At 65.9% G+C, this 18,522-nt stretch carries 18 protein-coding genes; 12 read left to right on the top strand and 6 right to left on the bottom strand.

What is annotated here, in order from left to right; genetic code table 11:
* Positions 1–46: 46 nt before the first annotated feature.
* From ettA to ABIR17_RS09675, 4 genes are all read left to right on the top strand, one after another.
* Positions 47–1,729, top strand: coding sequence for an energy-dependent translational throttle protein EttA (gene ettA / locus ABIR17_RS09690; protein ID WP_348004172.1), 1,683 nt, complete (start codon positions 47–49; stop codon positions 1,727–1,729).
* A 2-nt stretch (positions 1,730–1,731) separates the two neighbouring features.
* Positions 1,732–2,202: a thioesterase family protein gene (locus ABIR17_RS09685; RefSeq protein WP_348004171.1), complete on the top strand. Its 471-nt coding sequence runs from the start codon at positions 1,732–1,734 to the stop codon at positions 2,200–2,202.
* Positions 2,203–2,268: 66 nt separating this feature from the next.
* Complete coding sequence (locus tag ABIR17_RS09680) at positions 2,269–2,601, top strand: helix-turn-helix transcriptional regulator (protein WP_348004170.1); 333 nt, start codon at positions 2,269–2,271, stop codon at positions 2,599–2,601.
* A complete protein-coding gene (locus tag ABIR17_RS09675) occupies positions 2,601–3,554 on the top strand; it encodes a permease prefix domain 1-containing protein (protein ID WP_348004169.1) in 954 nt (317 codons plus the stop codon). The genes ABIR17_RS09680 and ABIR17_RS09675 overlap by 1 nt, the downstream gene beginning before the upstream one ends.
* Here the strand turns inward: ABIR17_RS09675 and ABIR17_RS09670 are convergent.
* Positions 3,551–4,423, bottom strand: a complete 873-nt coding sequence (locus ABIR17_RS09670; RefSeq protein ID WP_348004168.1) for an acyl-CoA thioesterase II — start codon at positions 4,421–4,423, stop codon at positions 3,551–3,553. The two genes, ABIR17_RS09675 and ABIR17_RS09670, sit on opposite strands and share 4 nt — an antisense overlap.
* 21 nt (positions 4,424–4,444) lie before the next feature.
* On the opposite strand from ABIR17_RS09670, the gene ABIR17_RS09665 reads away from it, so the two are divergent.
* Positions 4,445–5,104, top strand: coding sequence for a hypothetical protein (locus ABIR17_RS09665; protein WP_348004167.1), 660 nt, complete (start codon positions 4,445–4,447; stop codon positions 5,102–5,104).
* A gap of 113 nt (positions 5,105–5,217) precedes the next feature.
* Here ABIR17_RS09665 and ABIR17_RS09660 read toward each other — a convergent pair whose 3' ends face one another.
* Genes ABIR17_RS09660 through ABIR17_RS09650 form a run of 3 tightly spaced genes read right to left on the bottom strand, consistent with a single transcriptional unit; the run spans position 5,218 to position 8,328 of the window.
* Positions 5,218–6,873 (bottom strand): FAD-binding dehydrogenase, encoded by a 1,656-nt coding sequence (locus tag ABIR17_RS09660; RefSeq protein ID WP_348004166.1) that lies wholly within the window; start codon positions 6,871–6,873, stop codon positions 5,218–5,220.
* A gap of 40 nt (positions 6,874–6,913) precedes the next feature.
* Positions 6,914–7,339 (bottom strand): globin, encoded by a 426-nt coding sequence (locus ABIR17_RS09655; RefSeq protein WP_348004165.1) that lies wholly within the window; start codon positions 7,337–7,339, stop codon positions 6,914–6,916.
* Positions 7,336–8,328: a mechanosensitive ion channel domain-containing protein gene (locus ABIR17_RS09650; protein ID WP_348004164.1), complete on the bottom strand. Its 993-nt coding sequence runs from the start codon at positions 8,326–8,328 to the stop codon at positions 7,336–7,338. The genes ABIR17_RS09655 and ABIR17_RS09650 overlap by 4 nt, the downstream gene beginning before the upstream one ends.
* Positions 8,329–8,426: 98 nt before the next feature.
* Between ABIR17_RS09650 and ABIR17_RS09645 the strand changes: the two genes are divergently transcribed.
* Positions 8,427–9,086, top strand: a complete 660-nt coding sequence (locus tag ABIR17_RS09645; RefSeq protein WP_348004163.1) for a hypothetical protein — start codon at positions 8,427–8,429, stop codon at positions 9,084–9,086.
* A gap of 67 nt (positions 9,087–9,153) precedes the next feature.
* Here the strand turns inward: ABIR17_RS09645 and pepN are convergent, their stop codons facing one another.
* The gene (gene pepN, locus ABIR17_RS09640) at positions 9,154–11,778 is read right to left on the bottom strand and encodes an aminopeptidase N (RefSeq protein WP_348004162.1); all 2,625 of its coding nucleotides are present in this window, start codon (positions 11,776–11,778) and stop codon (positions 9,154–9,156) included.
* Positions 11,779–11,842: 64 nt separating this feature from the next.
* Positions 11,843–12,520, bottom strand: a complete 678-nt coding sequence (locus ABIR17_RS09635) for a hypothetical protein (RefSeq protein ID WP_348004161.1) — start codon at positions 12,518–12,520, stop codon at positions 11,843–11,845.
* Positions 12,521–12,587: 67 nt separating this feature from the next.
* On the opposite strand from ABIR17_RS09635, the gene ABIR17_RS09630 reads away from it, so the two are divergent.
* From ABIR17_RS09630 to ABIR17_RS09605, 6 genes are all read left to right on the top strand, one after another.
* Entirely contained in the window at positions 12,588–13,103 is a 516-nt protein-coding gene (locus tag ABIR17_RS09630) for a ribose-5-phosphate isomerase (protein WP_348004160.1), read from the top strand.
* On the top strand, positions 13,096–14,040 hold the full coding sequence (locus tag ABIR17_RS09625; protein WP_348004159.1) for a DNA-formamidopyrimidine glycosylase family protein: 945 nt from the start codon (positions 13,096–13,098) through the stop codon (positions 14,038–14,040). The genes ABIR17_RS09630 and ABIR17_RS09625 overlap by 8 nt, the downstream gene beginning before the upstream one ends.
* 1 nt (position 14,041) lies before the next feature.
* On the top strand, positions 14,042–14,680 hold the full coding sequence (locus ABIR17_RS09620; RefSeq protein ID WP_348004158.1) for an FMN-binding negative transcriptional regulator: 639 nt from the start codon (positions 14,042–14,044) through the stop codon (positions 14,678–14,680).
* 86 nt (positions 14,681–14,766) lie between these two features.
* The gene (locus tag ABIR17_RS09615; protein WP_348004157.1) at positions 14,767–16,116 is read left to right on the top strand and encodes an amidohydrolase family protein; all 1,350 of its coding nucleotides are present in this window, start codon (positions 14,767–14,769) and stop codon (positions 16,114–16,116) included.
* A complete protein-coding gene (locus ABIR17_RS09610; protein WP_348004156.1) occupies positions 16,101–17,552 on the top strand; it encodes a long-chain fatty acid--CoA ligase in 1,452 nt (483 codons plus the stop codon). The genes ABIR17_RS09615 and ABIR17_RS09610 overlap by 16 nt, the downstream gene beginning before the upstream one ends.
* A 65-nt stretch (positions 17,553–17,617) precedes the next feature.
* Positions 17,618–18,499, top strand: a complete 882-nt coding sequence (locus ABIR17_RS09605) for a hypothetical protein (protein ID WP_348004155.1) — start codon at positions 17,618–17,620, stop codon at positions 18,497–18,499.
* The last annotated feature ends 23 nt before the right edge of the window (positions 18,500–18,522 follow it).

The raw sequence follows: 18,522 nt of genomic DNA, 5'->3' as shown, positions 1-18,522 counted from the left end.
GTAGCTTCGTCGGCCGAGGCTTCCGCCCGCTCCTAAGCTTGAGCCCATGGCCGAATACATCTACTCGATGGTGCGCGCCCGCAAAGCGGTCGGCGAAAAACTCATCCTCGACGACGTCACCATGTCGTTCTTTCCCGGCGCGAAGATCGGGATGGTCGGGCCGAACGGTGCCGGCAAGTCGACGATCATCAAAATCATGGCCGGGCTCGACACCCCGTCGAACGGTGAAGCGAAGCTCAGCGACGGGTACACCGTCGGCATCCTGATGCAGGAGCCCGAACTCGACGAGTCGAAGTCGGTGCTCGAAAACGTCAAAGAGGGGGTCGGCCCGATCATCGCGAAGCTCGACCGCTTCAACGAGATCTCGACCGCGATGGCTGACCCCGATGCCGATTTCGACACCCTGTTGGCCGAGATGGGCAAACTGCAGGAAGACATCGACGCCGCCGATGCGTGGGACCTCGACTCGCAACTCGAACAGGCGATGGATGCGCTCCGCACCCCGCCGGGCGACGCTCGGGTGAACAACCTCTCCGGTGGCGAGAAGCGCCGCGTGGCGCTCACCAAACTTCTGCTGCAGAAGCCCGACCTGCTGCTGCTCGATGAGCCCACTAACCACCTCGACGCCGAGAGCGTGCTCTGGCTTGAGCAGCACCTGAAGTCGTATCCCGGCGCTGTGATCGCAATTACCCACGATCGGTACTTCCTCGACAACGTCGCGCAGTGGATCGCTGAGGTCGACCGCGGCCACCTCTACCCCTACGAGGGCAACTACACGACCTATCTGGAAAAGAAGGCCGAGCGGCTCAATATCCAGGGCAAGAAGGATCAGAAGCTCGCGAAGCGACTGAAGGAAGAACTCGAGTGGGTGCGCAGCAGCGCCAAGGGTCGCCAGACGAAGTCGAAGGCGCGCCTCGCCCGTTACGAGGAGATGGCCTCCGAGGCTGACCGCACGCGGAAGCTCGACTTCGACGAGATCTCGATTCCGCCGGGTCCGCGTTTGGGCTCCATCGTGATCGAGGCCAAGAAGCTGGAGAAGGGCTTTGACGGTCGCGACCTGATCAGCAACCTGAGCTTCACGCTTCCGCCGAACGGCATCGTTGGCGTGATCGGCCCGAACGGTGTCGGCAAGACCACGCTGTTCAAGACGATCGTCGGACTCGAACCCATCGATGGCGGCGACCTCAAGATCGGCGAGACGGTCAAGATCAGCTACGTCGACCAGACCCGCTCGAACATCGACCCGAACAAGACGCTGTGGGAGGTCGTCTCTGAAGGCCTCGACATCATCACGATCGGCAAGACCGAGATCCCGTCGCGTGCCTACGTATCGAAGTTCGGCTTCAAGGGACCCGACCAGCAGAAGAAGGCCGGTGTGCTGTCGGGTGGCGAGCGCAACCGCCTCAACCTGGCGCTCACGCTGAAGGAGGGCGGCAACCTGCTGCTACTCGACGAGCCCACCAACGACCTCGACATCGAAACACTGTCGAGCCTCGAGAATGCGCTGCTCGAATTTCCCGGTTGCGCGGTGGTCATCACCCACGATCGGTGGTTCCTTGACCGCATCGCGACGCACATCCTCGCCTACGAGGGCACCGACGAAGATCCCGCCAAGTGGTACTGGTTCGAGGGCAACTTCGAGTCGTACGAAGAGAACAAGATCGAACGCCTCGGCCCCGAAGCCGCAGCTCCGCATCGTGCGACGCATCGCCGCCTAACCAGAGACTGACGGTGACTCGGCTGCACGTTCCCATCGGACTGCGGTGGAACGACCTTGACGCCTACGGCCATGTGAACAATGCTGCGATGCTGACCCTCTTGGAGGAGTCGCGCATCTCGGTGTTTTGGGGCGGCGACGGTTTCGGCGTCGAGGGACTCAGCGATGCCGCGTTCGGCCTGGGCGGCGACACGATCACCCTGATCGCGCGGCAGGAGGTCGAGTACCTCGCCCCGATCCCGTATCTGCGCGAACCGCTCGACGTGCAACTGTGGATCGGCCGCCTGGGTGGGGCGAGCATCGAGGTCTGCTACGAAGTGTGCTCACCCGTAGGCGTTGACCCGGTGGTGGTGTTCGCGAGGGCGGCATCCACGATCGTTCTGGTCGACACGGTCAGCCAGAAGCCGCGGCGGATGACGGATGCCGAACGCGAGGCGTGGAGCGCCTTCGTCGACGCCCCGATCGTCTTCGCAAAGCGCTCCTGACGACGTCGGGTCACATCGCATACAGTCACTTGACGATAGTGTGCGACACACAGTAACGTGTGACTCGTGACCGAGAGCGACAACGCACAACTCCAGGAACTGCGACGCGGCACCGCCGTGCTCGCCTGCCTTCTGATGCTGCGCACCGCGCAGTACGGCTACGCGCTCCTCGAAGAGTTGGCGGCAGCTGGCATCCCGGTCGAAGGCAACACGCTCTACCCGCTGCTGCGGAGGCTCGAATCGCAGGGTCTGCTCGTCAGCGAGTGGAACACCGACGAGTCGCGACCACGCAAGTTCTACCGCACGAGTCCCGCGGGGGACGCCCTCGCGACCGTCCTCCTCGACGACTGGAAGAACCTCCACACCTCCATCGACCGCATCTCCCGGAAGGGGAAATGATGACCACCCTCACCGACCGCTACGTGTGGGCCGTTCAGCGTGCGCTGCCCGAGGCCAAGCGCGCCGACATCGACCGCGAGCTGCGGGCATCCATCGCGGATGCCGTCGACGCACGTACCGAGAACGGTGAGCCAGAGTCGGCCGCCGAGCGCGCCGTGCTGCTCGACCTCGGGGAGCCGACTCGACTCGCCGCCGGGTACTCGAACCGTCCGCTGACGCTCATTGGGCCAGACCTCTACGTCGACTACGTCCGGCTGCTGCGCACGCTGCTGGTGATCGTGCTGCCGATCGTCGTTGTGGTGCTCGCCATCATCGGCATCTTCGCCGGCGCGGGGTTCGGCCAAACCGTCGGCACGGTCATCGGCACGACCCTCACTGTGGGCGTGCATATGTGCTTCTGGACGACGCTTCTCTTCGTGGTCCTCGAGCGCACCGGCAACCGGCGTCCGCTCAACGCATTCGACCCCGATCATCTGCCCGCCCTGCCCGTGAGCAAGGCCGTCAAGAACACCGATCTCGTCGCAACGGTCGTCTACGTGATCCTCTCGATCGGGGTGCTGTTCTGGCAGCAGAACCCCGGAATCTTCGTGACCGCCGATGGATCCGCGATCCCGGTCCTCAACCCCGACCTGTGGTCGTTTTGGTTCCCGTTCCTCATTGCGGTCGCCCTCGCCCAACTCATCCACGCCGTCTACGTGTATCGCCGAGGGCGCTGGACCTACGCGCTCGCGGGCGTCCATGCACTCATCCAGCTCGCGTCCGGCATCCCGATCATCGTGCTACTGATGAGCGGTCGCCTGCTCAACCCGGCGTTCTTCGCCGAGTTCGGAGCGGATGCACTGATGGCACCCGGCGGTGCCGGCAACCTGGTCGCGGCGGTCGCCATTGCCGTGATCGTGGTCGGGGCGAGTATCGATCGGTTCGTGAAAGCCGCCCGCACTCCCCGCACCTAGAGGGTCGGGATGCGCACCATGCCCTCTTGGGCGACGGTGGCGAGCAGATAGCCGTCCCGGCTGAAGATGCGCCCGAACGACAACCCGCGACCCCCGACCGCGACCGGCGACTCCTGTTCGTAGAGCAGCCAGTCTTCGTCGACCCTCCCGTCGCGGTGCCACCACATTGCGTGGTCGAGACTCGCGGCTTTGAGTCCCTGCGCCGCCCACGAAATGCCGTGTGCGCGCAGGATCGGTTCGAGGATCGCGTAGTCGCTCGCGTACGCGAGAGCGGCACGATGCAGGTTCGGGTCGTCGGGCAGCCGGCCGATCGCCTTCATCCAGACAGCCTGCTTCGTCGAGCGCTCACCCTCGCCAGGGAAATACACCGGATGCTGGATATGACGGATGTCGAACGCGCGCTGCGTCGCCCAGAAGTTCGCGACCGGATGGTCGTTCTCGCCGAGGGCTTCCGCAGTGCTGGGCAGCGACTCGGGGTCGGGCAACCCCTTCGGCATCTCGACGCTGTGCTCAAGACCGGGGTCGACATCTTGGAAGGACGCGATCATCGAGAGGATCGGCTCGCCATTTTGGTAGCACTGGGTGCGGCGGGTTGCGAACGATCGACCGTCGTGAATGCGGTCCACCGAGAACGTGATCGTCTGGCCGACATCCCCGGGTCGCAGAAAGTAGCCGTGCATCGAGTGCACGTGGCGATCCGGGTCGACGGTGCGGATCGCGGCAATCAGCGACTGCGCCAAAACCTGTCCGCCGAAGACGCGACCGGTCGGCATCCACTGGCTCGGCCCGGTGAAGATGTCTTCCCGTGTGCGCGCGCCGGTGTCGGTCAAATCGAGGGCGGCCAGGAACCCCGCCAAGGGATCGCTCACGGGTTGTAGTTTAGGAGCCAGATGAGCAGCTCCTTCACTTTCGCCGATGCGCCGTCCCTCGATGATCTGCAGGTGTTCCTGTCGCGTGCCGCGCGGGTCGAGGAAGGTTCGGTGCGCCTGATCGCGGGCTCCGGCGTGCTTGCCGTGTACGCCGCGATCTTCTATCCGGTCGGTCTGCTCGACGAGAGCCCGACGATTCTGGGGCTTCGCACGGTCGCGCTGAACGGCCCGGACACCTTCGATGTCGTTGTGCCGTTGCGATCCCTCCTGCAGCGCATCGAACGTGCGCAGGCTGAAGAAACCACGACCGTCGGGATGCCGATGGAGGTCAATACGGCGACCTGGGCGGCGATCTCTCCGCCGCGCGGCGGGTGGCAGGCTGTCGGCGAGGTGTCGGCAGCCGTGCTCGATGAGAGTGCCCGTGCCGGCATCCAGGATGTGGCGGCGGCCGTACCCGATGGGGCCGGTGAGGCGATCGTGCGCAAGGTGCGCGCCGAGGTCTGGAACAAACCCATCCCCGGCGCCGACCACGTTGTCGCCGCCGCAGCTTTCGCTGCCTTCGCCCTTGGTTTCCTCGGCGAAGATCAGGTCCGCCTCTACGAGTCCGGCCCCTGGGCACGACTCAGCACCTCTAGAGGTCACGTCCTGGTGAAAAGGAAGGCCTGGAACCTCCTCCGCTAGAGGTTGCACGTTCGTCCGAGCGCAGCGAAGGCGAGTGACAATCCGCGAGTCAATCGGGGTAGGGGTCCCCGCTTCTTGACTCGCGGATTGTCACTCGCCGCAGCGAGGAGCGCTCACAACGACTCGGCGAGAGCCCGACCGACGACTCGACCGCTGAACAGGCAGCCGCCCAGGAAGGTTCCTTCGAGGGACCGGTAGCCGTGCACCCCGCCGCCGCCGAAACCGGCGACTTCACCCGCGGCGTAGAGGCCGGGGATGGGGGTGCCGTCGGCACTCAGAGCCTGACCCGAAAGATCGGTTTGGATGCCGCCCAGGGTCTTGCGGGTGAGGATGTGCAGTTTCACGGCGATCAGCGGACCGTGCGCCGGGTCGAGAATCTTGTGCGGCTTAGCGACCCGAATGAGGCGATCGCCCCGGTAGCGGCGTGCTCCCCGGATGGCGGTGAGCTGGGCATCCTTCGAGAACGAGTTGTCGAGCTCGCGGTCACGTGCCTCGATTTCGTATTTCATTTCGGTGAAGTCGATCTCGACGTCGGGGGAGAGGCGCCGCATTCCCGAGAACAGTTCGTCGAGGTTGTCGGCGACGACGAAATCCGGCCCCTTGGCTTTGAATTTCTCGACCGGCTGGGTTGCGCCCTTGCCGAGCCGCTGCTTCAGGAGTTTGCGCACGCTCTTGCCGGTGAGGTCGGGGTTTTGCTCACTGCCCGACAGCGCGAACTCCTTCTCGACGATCGACTGCGTGGTCACAAACCAGGAGTGGTCGTACCCGGTCGTGCGCAGGTATTCGAGGGTGCCGAGAGTGTCAAAACCGGGGAAGAGTGGCACCGGAAGTCGCCGACCGGTTGCGTCGAACCACAGGCTCGACGGACCGGGCAGGATGCGGATGCCGTGACTTTTCCAGACCGCGGTGTGGTTGCGGATGCCTTCGACGTAGTGCCACATCCGGTCGCTGTTCACCAGCCGGGCGCCGGCATCCTGAGAGATCGCGAGCATCCGGCCGTCGACATGTTCGGGCACGCCACTGAGCATCGACGCGGGCGGGGCGCCGAGGTACTCGGGCCAGAACTGGCGAACCAGCTCAGGGTTGCCCCCGATGCCACCACTCGCGACGACGACAGCGGATGCCGTGAGAGTGAAGGTGCCCGTCACCTCGCGAGATGACGCGGTGCCGCGTTCGGCGTCATCGGCGGCCAGCACGCTGCCCGACGCGCCGGTAACCGCGCCATCCGAAACGGTTAGCTCGTCGACCCGGTGCCGAAAGCGCAGCTCGACGAGCCCCTTCTCGACGCCCTCCCGCACGGTGGCGATGAAGGGTTCGAGCAGCCCGGGACCGGTGCCCCAGACGATGTGAAAGCGGGGTACCGAGTTACCGTGCCCGGTTGCTGTGTAGCCACCGCGTTCGGCCCAACCGACGACGGGGAAGAATTTGATGCCCTTCGCCGCGAGCCAGTCGCGCTTCTCCTCGGACGCGAAAGCGAGATACGCCTCGGCCCACTGCCGCCCCCAGGCGTCTTCCTCTTCCCGGTCGAATTCGGCGCTGGCATACCAGTCCTGTCGCGCGAGAACGTGGGAGTCGGTGATGCCCATCCGTCGCTGCTCGGGGGAGTCTACGAGAAACAGTCCGCCGAACGACCACCAGGCCTGACCGCCGAGGCTTGCCTCGGGTTCCTGCTCGAGCACGATGACCCGCTTGCCCGCGTCGACGAGTTCGGCCGTCGCCACGAGCCCCGCGAGACCCGCGCCGATCACGATGACATCAGTGTCCGCCATGGTGTTCCTCCCTGGTTTGACAGTATCTCGCGCGAGCGGATCACTCGTCGAAGGTGTTCACCATCGCGTGCGCAGCGCGTTCGAGGTAGTCCCACAGCTGTCCTTCGTACAGCGGGGGGAGGTCGAGTCCGGTCACGGCGGTTCGCATGTGCAGCAGCCAGCGGTCGCGGGCATCCGGGTTCACCTTGAAGGGGGCGTGTCGGATGCGCAAGCGAGGGTGGCCGCGCTCTTCGCTGTAGGTGGCCGGACCTCCCCAGTACTGCTCGAGAAATCCGATCAGCCGCTGGATGGCCCCCTCAAGGTCGTCGTCCGGGTACATCGGGCGCAACACCGGATCGTCGGCGACCCCGACGTAGAACGCCCGCACGAGTTTCTCGAACGTCGGCCGTCCTCCGACTTCGCGCCAGAAGTTGCCGCCGACCGGCTCCCCGCCTTGGCCTGCGCGCAGGGTGAGGCGCTCGTTCACGGTTTACCTTTCACGACGCCGGGGATGACGGGGGAGTCCTTCTGCCCGGTCGCGCGTGACTGCCCGGTCGAGCGTGCCTGCCCGGTCGAAGGTGGCTGGGATCGATCGGTGACCGAGGTCAGCGACGCGACGCGAAGACCCATTCCGTCGAGGGTTGCTTTCATTCGGCTGCGCAGCTCTCGAGCGACCTCGTCTTTGCCTCCGGTGCGCGTTTTGGCCACCAAACGCAGGATGACGGCTTCGGCCGAGACCGACTCGATGCCCCAGATCTCGGGCCTTTCGGTCATCAGGCGGCGCCACTTCGGGTCGTTGCGCATGTCGTTTGCGGTCTCCAGCATCCGTTCCTTCACCGCATCGAGGTCGGCGTCGTACGGAATCGGAAGGTCGAGGATGACGCGCGCCCACCCTTGCGACATGTTGCCGATACGCAGGATCTCACCGTTGCGCACGTACCAGACGGTGCCTTTGACGTCTCGAACGGTCGTGATGCGGATGCCGACCGCCTCGACGACGCCGGTCGCCTGCCCGAGGTCAACGACATCCCCGACGCCCAACTGGTCTTCCGAGACGATGAAGAGACCGTTGAGCACGTCGCGCACGACGTTTTGCGCACCAAAGCCCAGGCCGGCGCCGAGGGCCGCGGTAATCAGCGAGAACGCTCCCGTCGCGTTCGGGTCGATCGCCGAGACGATCAGCACCAGGGCCACCACCACGACGAGGGTTGTCACCGTGCTCGACAGCAGACCGCCGAGCGCGCGGGTGCGCTGAACGATCCGCAGCGCGGCGACCGGAGAGGACTGCAGGGCGGCGGTGTCCTCGACGTTTTGCTTCTTCTTGACCCCGACGATCACCCGGTTGACGATGCGGCGGATGACCACTTGCAGCAGCAGGCGGATCAGCGCAGCGACGACGACGATGAGCACCACGCGCAGCGGGATGCCCCAGGGGCCCTCGAAAAACGCCGCAACTCGTGCCCAGAATTCGCTCACCCGACCATCCTCCCAGTGCTCGCCTGAGAGCGTGCGAGTGTTGGTAAATCCTCAACCTGCGGCCCCGTACTGTGAAAGAACACCACGAGAGGACCATCTTGAAACTGCCTGTGAAGACTTTCTTTGCCGCCCCACTGCTGGGTGCCCTGCTGCTGGCGGGCTGTGCTACGCCGGCGATCTCCCCCGGCACCGCTACCGACCCGGGCACGGCCACGAGCGCGAGCCCGACCGCCGATGCCGGTAACACGCCCGTCCTCGTCGACGGCGAAGCCGCTCCCCCCGGAACCAAGGTGGGCTTCGACACCTACCTGACGTACAGCTATGTCACCACCGACAAAGAGGACGCTCTGCTCAAGGCCAAGCTCGACAGCATTGAGCCGGCTACAGCGGACGAGCTCGCTGTGCTCACCACGAACTTCGGCGACAAGCTTGACCCCTACGACATCTACCTTCTGCGGATGACCGAGAAGAAGGTCTCGGGCGCCACCGTGAAGTACAACGACGACTGGTCATTCTTCGACGTCGTGGATGCTCAGGGCGAGCGCATCCAGAGCATCTCGCTCATCGGCTGGGATGGGTGCGACACGCAGAGCTTCTCCGAGGACTACGACACCGGCGGCGCCGAGATCGCGCAGTGCTACATCGGCGCCGTGAAGAAGGGCTCGGCCGCTCCCGGCGGAATGGCCTACACGGGTGGATACGAGGACGACAACCCGTACGACGCGTTCAGCGGTAAGCCGTTGCTGTTCATCCCGTGACTCTGAATACCTCAATCACGAAGGCCGGGTGCATCACGCACCCGGCCTTCGTCGTTCGTGCGACAGCTCAGTTTGACCTGTCGCGCTGTTGAGCGGTGAGGGCGCGCTCGACGCCCGCGAGGTTCTCGACCACGAGCCGACGAAGCGCCGGGATGTCGCGGTGCGCGTCGAGCCAGGCGTTGGTGGCGTCCACCAGTTCCTGCGACACGAGAGGCGCCGGGTAGAAGCCGAGGATGACGTACTCGGCGATCTTGTACGAACGCTCTTTCCAGATGCGATCGAGCGCGTCGAAGTAGGGCGCGATAAGCGACTCGAGCGCTGACGGGTCGTTGACGTGCTGGTAGCCCATCCCCGACGACCTCAGCACGACGTTGGGAATGGTCGCGTCGGTGAGTGCCGCGTCGAGGGCGCCCTTCTTGTCGCCGGTCGCCCGGGCACGGGCGGCGGCCTGCTGACCGTTCGCGGTGTTGTCCTTCGCCAGTTGCGCGGCGATCTCGGCTTCGCCCGCTTCGCCCAGCAGCACGAGACCTTCGAGCACCTCCCAGGTGAGGTCGGCGTCGATCTCGAGTTCAGGCAGCTTGACCGAGCCGTCGAGAAGTCCCTTCAACGTCGCCGCATGAGCCGAGCTCGACGGGATGTTGGCGAAGAACTTCACGAACTGGAACTGCGCGTCGCTTCCTGCCTGGGCCGTCTCGGCGAGTGACCAGAGCGCGTCGCCGATTCGCTCGATGGTGGCATCCCGCTTCTCCGGCGCGACGTAGAAGCGCGCGACCGTGAGCAACTGGCTGAGCGTCAGGCGAATGGTCGTCGACTCGGTTTCCGTCGCAATGTTGCCGAGTACCAGATCGACGTAGGCGCTGGGAGCTGTCTCGGCATCCCGAGTCGCGTCCCAGGCGGCACCCCACACCAGCGCCCGCGCGAGCGGGTCTTCGATGTCGGCGAGCTTGTCGATTGCGAACTCCCACGACAGCTCATCCATGCGGATCTTCGCGTAGGCGAGGTCGTCGTCGTTCAACAGAATGAGCGCGGGGCGCTTCAGGCCGACGAGTTCGGGCACGTCGGTCGAGGCGTCAGCGTCGAGGTCGAGTTCGATGCGGTGCGTGCGCACGACCTTGGGGGAGAGGTCGCCCTCGACTCCCTCATTCGGCGAACCATCCACGACGTCGTAGAACCCAATCGCCAGGCGGTGCGGCCGGATCGTGGGCTGCTCGGCGATCGCGGTCTGCGCGATCGAGAACGCCGTGATGACTCCGTGCTCGTCGACCGACACCTGCGGCTTGAGGGTGTTGACGCCCGCGGTTTCGAGCCAGAGTTTGCTCCACGTTGACAGGTCTCGGCCGGAGGTGATCTCGAGCTCGTGCAGCAGGTCAGAGAGTTCGGTGTTGCCCCACGCGTGCTTGGTGAAGTACGCCCCGACGCCGGCAAAGAAGTTCTCGATGCCGACCCAGGCGGCGAGCTGCTTGAGCACCGACCCGCCTTTGGCGTAGGTGATGCCGTCGAAGTTGACCTGAACATCCTCGAGATCGTTGATGGTCGCGACGATGGGATGCGTGCTCGGCAGCTGGTCTTGCTTGTACGCCCAGCTCTTCTCCATCGACTGGAAGGTCGCCCAGGCTTCGGTCCACTCGGTGGCTTCAGCGGTCGCGATCGTCGACGCCCACTCGGCGAACGACTCGTTGAGCCAGAGGTCGTTCCACCACTTCATGGTGACCAGGTCGCCGAACCACATGTGAGCCAACTCGTGCAGGATCGTGACGACCCGGCGCTCCTTGATCGCGTCAGTGACCTTGGAGCGGAAAACGTAGGTCTCGGTGAAGGTGACCGCACCCGCGTTCTCCATCGCTCCCGCATTGAACTCGGGCACGAACAACTGGTCGTACTTCGCGAACGGGTACGGGTAGCCGAACTTCTCCTCGTAGTAGGCGAAGCCCTTTCGGGTGATGTCGAAGACGTAGTCGGCATCCATGAAGCCCATCAGCGACTTGCGGGCGTAGACCCCGAGCGGGATCTTCTTGCCGCTCGACGAGGTGAGTTCGGAGTGTACGGAGTCGTAGGGTCCGGCGACGATCGCGGTGATGTACGACGAGATGCGCGGAGTGGTCGGGAACGCCCAGGTCTTGGCGCCCACTTCTTCCGCTCCCTGAGCCGCCCCCGCTCCCTGAGCCGCCCCCGCTCCCTGAGCCTGTCGAAGGGTCGGGTTGGGGGTCGGCGAGTTCGACACGACCACCCAGCTGCCCGGAGCCGTCACGGTGAAGGTGAAGGTGGCCTTCAGGTCGGGCTGTTCGAAGACGGAGTAGACCCGCCGGCTGTCGGGAACCTCGAACTGCGAGTAGAGGTACACCTCCCCGTCGACTGGGTCGACGAAGCGGTGCAGCCCCTCGCCGGTGTTCGTGTACGCGAAGTCGGCCTCGACGACGAGTTCGTTGTGCTCGTGCAGCTCGTCCAGCCGGATGCGGGCACCGTCGGCGACGTCGGCCGGGTCGAGCTCGAGGCCATTCAGGGTGACCGAGTGCACCTTGGCGGTCACAGCGTCGATAAACGTCGGGGCGCCACTCGAGGTGAACATCACCGTCGTCGTCGACCGGAACACCTCCGGCCCGGTGGTCAGATCGAGGTGGACGTCGTACGACTCCACGGCAATGAGCGCCTTGCGCTCTTGGGCTTCGACACGAGTCAGGTTCTCTCCGGGCATCCGACCACGATAGCCCGGGCCGGTTCTGGTCGGCTCCGTGCGAAGAACGATCCGCGAAGAACGATCAGGCGAACAGCGAAACCCGCGCCCTCGTCGCCACCGGTTCGTCGGGAGTACTGATGATCTCTTCGACATCCGTGATGGCGTCGCGCAGCGCCTGCACCAGCATCCCGTCGGCGTCGCCGATGCAGGCGTCGGCAATGCCTTCGATGGCCAGTTGGATGGCGGCGGCACATCCGGTGCGACGAAGGTCGCGCTCCTTAACCGGATGCCGGGTGAGGTGCTCACGCGCCCAGAGGTCGGCCTCTGGCGCAGCATCGAGTGCGTCTCGAACCGCGGAACGGATTGCCGGTGCAACGCCCGACGGCAAAAGTGCGGGGAGGGACAGCAGGGCGACGGCGAGTGCGTGCTGCCGGCTCAGGTTGGCGACCGGGAGTGCGGTGGCGGCGGCGCGCAGCGCGATGACCGGACCCAGGATGCGGTGGTCACCCCGCAGGCCGATCACCCGCGGGATGTCGGCGGCGATCTCGTCACGGCGGGTGTCGCCGAGCTGATCGTTGACGGCACGCGCGAGATGCGACAGCAGCGGGTCGGTGCACTGCGGGGAGTCGCTCCACGGCTCACCGGCGAGGTAGGAGGCGAATTCCATAAAGCAGGCGCCCGACTTCGCGGAACGGTGGCGTCCGCGCGACAGGGCGGGCATGCCATCCGGTATCAGGTCGAGGTCCATCTGAGCTCCCATCCGACTGCACCCATTGTGACTCGTCGACCCCGCGGACGCTGGGCGGGGGTCTTAAGCTGACGGGACCATGCGCATCCATCTGGGTACTGATCACGCCGGCCTTGAGTTCAGCACGGATCTTCAGCACCATCTCGCGGATGCCGGCCATGAGGTCATCGACCATGGCCCCGACGACTACGACGCACTCGATGACTACCCGAGTTTCTGCATCAATGCCGCGCTCGGAGTTATCCGCGACCAGGCGGCCGGCGTTGAGGCGCTCGGCATCGTGTTCGGTGGATCGGGCAACGGCGAACAGATCGCAGCCAACAAGGTGCACGGCATCCGTGCCGCGCTGGTCTGGAACATGGCGACGGCCGAACTTGCCCGCGAGCACAACGATGCCAACGTCATTGCGATCGGCGCCCGGCAGCATTCGTTCGCCGAGGTCGTGAAATTCATCGACGCGTTCCTGACGACTCCGTTCTCAGGGGAAGAACGACACTCGCGTCGAATCGCACAAATCGCGGAGTACGAAACCACCGGCGCAATCGTCGGTCATCCAATCGACCCCGCGGCCCAAGCCGAGGTTCGGTATGCCTGAAGGCCATTCCGTCCATCGGATCGCGCGACAGTTCGAGCGCTCGTTTCAGGGTCCCCCCGTCGAGGTCAGCTCACCGCAGGGTCGGTTTACGGCCGGGGCCGCCCAACTCGACGGGCACGCGATCATCCAGTCGCGGGCCGTGGGCAAGCAGATGTTCCTCGAGTTCGACCACCACCTCTGGCTGCGGGTACACCTGGGCATGTATGGCGCCTGGGATTTCGCGGGAGACATTGCGGTGGGGCCGATCTCGCCAGCCGAGCGTGGGGGGCGGGTCGTCGGCGCCAACGAAGACTCACCCTGGTCGATCGGTGCCCCCCGCAGAACTCGGCTCAGGATGGCCGAGTCGGAAAAGCTGCAACCCGCGCTCGACGTCTGGCCGCCCGAACCGATCGGACAGGTGCGGGTGCGGTTGCTGACCCCTGTCGCGGTGGCCGACCTCCGGGGTCCGACGGCGTGCGACGTGCAGACCGTGGAAGAAGTGGATGCCGTTATCGCCAGACTCGGACCCGACCCGCTGGTCGATGGGCCGAGCGGCGAAGAGGACTTCGTGGTCAACGTGCGCAAACGTGCCGTGCCGATCGGGCAACTGCTGATGGATCAAGAAGTCGTCGCCGGGATCGGCAACGTGTACCGGGCCGAACTGCTGTTCCGCGCCCGACTCGACCCGTACAGGTTGGGTAAAGACGTACCCGAAGAACTCCTCCGCGAGCTGTGGCGGGACTGGACCCACCTGCTGACCGTGGGTGTTGAGACCGGTCAGATGCTCACGATGGACGGACTCGACGGCGACGAACTTCTGAGGGCGAAAGCATCCCGCGATGATCGGCACTGGGTTTACCACCGCACCGGCGAGCCCTGCCGGGTGTGCGGAACCCCCATTGCGATGGCCGAGATGGCCACCCGCAACCTCTACTGGTGCCCGAAAGATCAGGTCTGAGATGCGCCACACCCCCCAGTACCTGGTGACCGAACCGGCCGAGGTGAAACGACTCATCCGCGATAACCCGTGGATGACCTACGTCTCGCCGACCTCCCACGGATTGGTCTCCTCGCACTACGCGACCCTGCTCGAAGAGACCGACCCTTCGACAGGCTCAGGGCGCGACGATGAGATCGTGATCGTCAGCCACTTCGGACGCCCCGACGAGCAGGCGCACGAACTCGGGTCGCACGAGGTGCTCGTCATCGTGCAAGGACCGCACGGCTACATCACCCCCAACTGGTACGCCGAAGGCGACTTCGTACCCACCTGGAACCACGTCACCGCCCACCTCTACGGCACCCCCGAGATCCTCAGCGACGACGAGAACTTCGCGATCCTGCAGCGTCTCGTCGACCACTTCGAGACCCGGATGCCGACTCCGGTCTCGCTCGACATCGACCTCGCAAAAGCCGAACGCATCGCCCGCGGCACCGTCGGGTTGCGCATCCGCGTCACCCGCTTCGACGCGCGCGCCAAACTTTCGCAGAACAAGGACCCCGAAGTCCGCGAAGCGATCATGACCGCACTAGAGGGCACCGGCCCCTACTCGTCCGCGGAACTCGCTGCCGAAATGCGTCGGGTTCACCCCGCATGATCCTTCGTAATGGTCGCGACTTGCGCGGGCTACTGGACGACATCCGCGAGTCAAGAGCGGGGACCCCTACCCCGATTGACTCGCGGATGTCGTCCAGCATCCCTCTCTCGGATATCACCGTTCCCGGTCCTTCGGATGTGGAGGTCGATCTTGAGGGGCGGTGGGTCCTGCCGGGGCTGTGGGACCATCATGTGCACTTTGGGCAGTGGGCGATGGCGTCGCGACGGCTGGATCTGTCGTCGGCGTCGTCTGCGGCACACGTCGCTTCGCTCGTGCGGGAGCGGCTCGCCAGCTCGCCGCCGGAGGCGGGGACTGTGCTGCTGGGCGCCGGGTTTCGGGATGGGTTGTGGGCGGATGCGCCGTCGATCGATCTGCTCGAGTTCGGTGACGTGCCGGTCGCACTGGTGTCGGGCGACGTGCACTCTCTGTGGACTAATCGGGCGATGCTGCGGATGCTGGGGCGGCCCGAGTCGGACTGGTGGCTGCGTGAGCAACCGGCGTTCGACCTCAATCGCGAGCTGAGCGCGGTGCCCGCCGAAGTGCTCGATCGCTGGGCCATCGAGGCGGCCGCGGCGGCGGCGGCACGTGGGGTGACGGGGATCGTTGACTTTGAGATGGAGGATGCGCCGGGGTCGTGGGCTCGGCGGTTCGGGGCAGGGTTCTCAGGGCTCCGGGTGAAGGCGGCCGTGTATCCGCACACGCCCGAATTGCCCGCGGTGGCGTCTGCGTTGTTCGAGATCGGACCGTACAAGTTGTTCACGGACGGGTCGCTGAACACCCGCACGGCGTGGTGCGATCACGCCTATCCGGGAACGGACGGCCACGGCCTTCCGACCTACGGCCCCGGTGAGCTGCTCGCCGCCGCCCGAGCTGGCGTCGCCCGCGGGCTCAGCCCCGCCATCCATGCCATTGGCGACCGTGCGGTGACCGAAGCGCTCGACGTCTTCGAGGCGTTGGGCGGCTCTGCTGCAGTGGTTGGTGGCAGCATCGAACACGTGCAACTGATCGAGGATGCCGACCTCCCGCGGTTCGCCGCGCTCGGGGTGCGGGCGTCGGTCCAGCCTGAGCATGCGATGGACGATCGGGATGTCGCCGAACGGTATTGGGCCGGACGCACCGGTCGATCGTTCGCCTACCGATCCCTGCTTGCGGCTGGCGCCGAACTTGCACTCGGTTCGGACGCCCCGGTGGCTCCGCTCGACCCGTGGATCACGATGGCCGCCGCCGTCACCAGGTCCCGCGACGGGCGTGAGCCGTGGCATCCCGAACAGGCTTTGACCTTTGCCGCGGCGCTCGCCGCATCGAGTCACGACCAGCTCGGCGATCTCGTCATCGTCGAGAGCGACCCGTTCGAGGCGACGAACCTGCGCGACATGCCGGTGCACGCGACGATGGTCGCCGGTATCTGGACTCACGGGCCGTGGGCCGACCGGTGACCTTCGATCCGATCGCGGGGCTTCGGCGACGCCTCGACACCGAACCCGACGCGGACGTGCTGATCAGCGCCACGTCGAGCCTCACCGTCTCCGAACTGTGGGATTCCGCGGCTCGCTGTGCAGCGCTGTTGGCTACCGAGGGGATCGGACCGGGAGCGGTCGTTGGGGTCGAGCTGCCGCCCCTGTTGCAGCCCGTGTTCGCGGTGGCGCTCTGGATGCGCGGCGCGATCGGAGCGATTGCACCGGTCGGTCGTGGCGAGGAGCTGGGCGATGTGCTGGATGTCATGGTGGGGCGCGCACGCCGTGAGGGTTTTCCTGCTGAGCGTTTCATGCAGGTTGACGACGCCTGGCTGATGCGGTCGGCCGAACTCGACCCGACCGTCGAACCGTTCCAGTGGGCCGACAACGACATCGCGCGGGTGGTCTTCTCAAGCGGTACGACGGGCGCGCCGAAGCCCATCGCGTTTACGGTCGCCGACCTTGAGGAACGCGTCAATCGCGGACGCGAGTTCTGGATGCCCACCGGCCCGTTCCTCACGATTCTCGGGATCGGGGCCGTCAGCGGATCGGCGACGTTTTTCGCGGCGCTCGAGGGCGGTATCCCGTACCTGGTTGGAGGCACGTCGGCCGAAAACGTCGCGGTCTTGGCGAAGACCGGGGTTCCCCTCGTGCACGGCTCGCCGATCCAGCTCTCCGACCTGCTGAGCGCGGCCGGTCGTACGGATGCCGACCTTCCGGGGTTGCGAATCGTTCAGTCGGTTGGGGGCGTGCTGTCGGAGGAGCTCGCGGCGCGCCTGGTCCGGCGGTTCGGTGCCGAGATCGAGATCATTTACGGCTCGACGGAGGTGGGTGGCGTGACCCTGCGTCGCGGTGCGCCGATCGCGCCGGGCGATGTCGGCGCGATCCTGCCGTTCGCGACGATCGAGGCCGTCGGTGCGGAGGGCGAACCGGTGGCCGACGGTGAGGAGGGTCTCATCCGGGTTCGACGACCTCGACAGGCGCGCGGGTCGTTCCGCGGGATGCTCGACGACGCGACCTTCCGCGACGGATGGTTCTTCCCTGGAGATGTCGGCAGGATCGCTGACGGGCACCTAATCGTGGTCGGACGCCGCGACGAACTGATCAACGCGGCCGGGATCAAGGTCGACCCGGAACGCGTCGAGCGGGTAGCGCTGCGGTTTCCCGGGGTGGGCGACGCAGTTGCGGTGGGGGTCGAGGATGCCCGCGGCGTCTCTGTCGTGGCGCTGGCCGTAGTAGCGGATTCCGCGGTCGACCTGGCCGAGCTGCGCGCAGCACTTGTGCGCGAACTCGGCGACGCTGCGCCACGGGTGCTCGAACGAATCGCAGTCGTGCCGAGAACGGTGAGTGGCAAGGCTCGTCGGCTCGAAGTAGCGGCCGATCTGCGTGCGCGACTTGGGCGCGCGATCGAGTTCTGATCCTTTGCGGTGCTACTCTCGGCGCAAGGCTTAGTCCGAGCTGTCTACCCCCTCGAGGAGTATCCGTGCACCGTCGTGAACTCGCCCGTGGAATTGCCGCGATCGGGGCCGTCGGCCTCGGAACGGGTGGACTCGTCGTCGGCTTCGCGGCTCCCGCCCTCGCGTTCACGGGCACCTGCCCCACGACTGTCCCAGCTGCCACGCTCGTCGCCGACGGAGTCTGCGAAGTGCGGATCACGGCCGATGGAACGTTCACTCCGCCCCCCGGAATCACCAAGCTCTCTGCGGTTCTGATCGCGGCTGGCGGCGGCGGCAATCATGACGTCACCTTTGGCGGGCTGTACGCGGGCAATGGCGGCGAGGTGGTGTACATCGACAGTGTGACCCTCGGTGCCGATCTCGTCGTCGTGGTCGGCCTCGGCGGCGTGGGCGGCGATGGCTCCGCAACCGGCGGCGACGACACCAGTCTCGATGCGACGATCGCGCACGGCGGCGGCTGGGGCGGCAGCGCCAACCCATGCTCGGGCGCCGATTGGAATCTGTACTTCGGCGACGGGTCACAGACGTTGGCGCAGGAGAGCCCGGATTGCGTCCCCGGCGTCGGCTACGCCCTTTCCGAGATCCCGACCGCTGACGCGACACTCTTCCCGCCTGCGGCCGACGGCACCGACGTCTACGGCAACGGCGGCAACGCAGCCGAGGTCACCGGTGTCCCCGGTGCGAACCCAGTCGCGGGAACCGGTGGCGACGTGAGCGCCGATGGCGCGGGCAACGGGTCGGCCGGACTCGTCATCCTCCGTTTCGCGCCTGCACCTCCCGCGACCGGCCCATCCCTCGCGGCAACGGGCTCCGAGTTGGCGCTCCCGGCGGCAACGCTCGGCGCCACGGCTCTCGCCGCTGGCATCCTGCTCATGGTTCTGCGCCGTCGTCGCACCACTCACGACTGACCGCTTCCTTCCGGGCCGCTTTG

It is taken from the genome of Pseudolysinimonas sp., from assembly GCF_039912695.1.
GTDB lineage: Bacteria > Actinomycetota > Actinomycetes > Actinomycetales > Microbacteriaceae > Pseudolysinimonas_A.
Note: the sequence above shows the minus strand (reverse complement) of the source record. Positions and strands in the feature narration are given on the sequence as shown.

Coding starts and splice junctions, on each gene's coding strand:
- ABIR17_RS09660 (WP_348004166.1), bottom strand. CDS start 6,873: ATGGCGGACACTGATGTCATCGTGATCGGCGCGGGTCTCGCGGGGCTC.
- ABIR17_RS09625 (WP_348004159.1), top strand. CDS start 13,096: ATGCCTGAAGGCCATTCCGTCCATCGGATCGCGCGACAGTTCGAGCGC.
- pepN (WP_348004162.1), bottom strand. CDS start 11,778: ATGCCCGGAGAGAACCTGACTCGTGTCGAAGCCCAAGAGCGCAAGGCG.
- ettA (WP_348004172.1), top strand. CDS start 47: ATGGCCGAATACATCTACTCGATGGTGCGCGCCCGCAAAGCGGTCGGC.
- ABIR17_RS09635 (WP_348004161.1), bottom strand. CDS start 12,520: ATGGGAGCTCAGATGGACCTCGACCTGATACCGGATGGCATGCCCGCC.
- ABIR17_RS09665 (WP_348004167.1), top strand. CDS start 4,445: ATGAGCAGCTCCTTCACTTTCGCCGATGCGCCGTCCCTCGATGATCTG.
- ABIR17_RS09675 (WP_348004169.1), top strand. CDS start 2,601: ATGACCACCCTCACCGACCGCTACGTGTGGGCCGTTCAGCGTGCGCTG.
- ABIR17_RS09620 (WP_348004158.1), top strand. CDS start 14,042: ATGCGCCACACCCCCCAGTACCTGGTGACCGAACCGGCCGAGGTGAAA.
- ABIR17_RS09615 (WP_348004157.1), top strand. CDS start 14,767: ATGTCGTCCAGCATCCCTCTCTCGGATATCACCGTTCCCGGTCCTTCG.
- ABIR17_RS09630 (WP_348004160.1), top strand. CDS start 12,588: ATGCGCATCCATCTGGGTACTGATCACGCCGGCCTTGAGTTCAGCACG.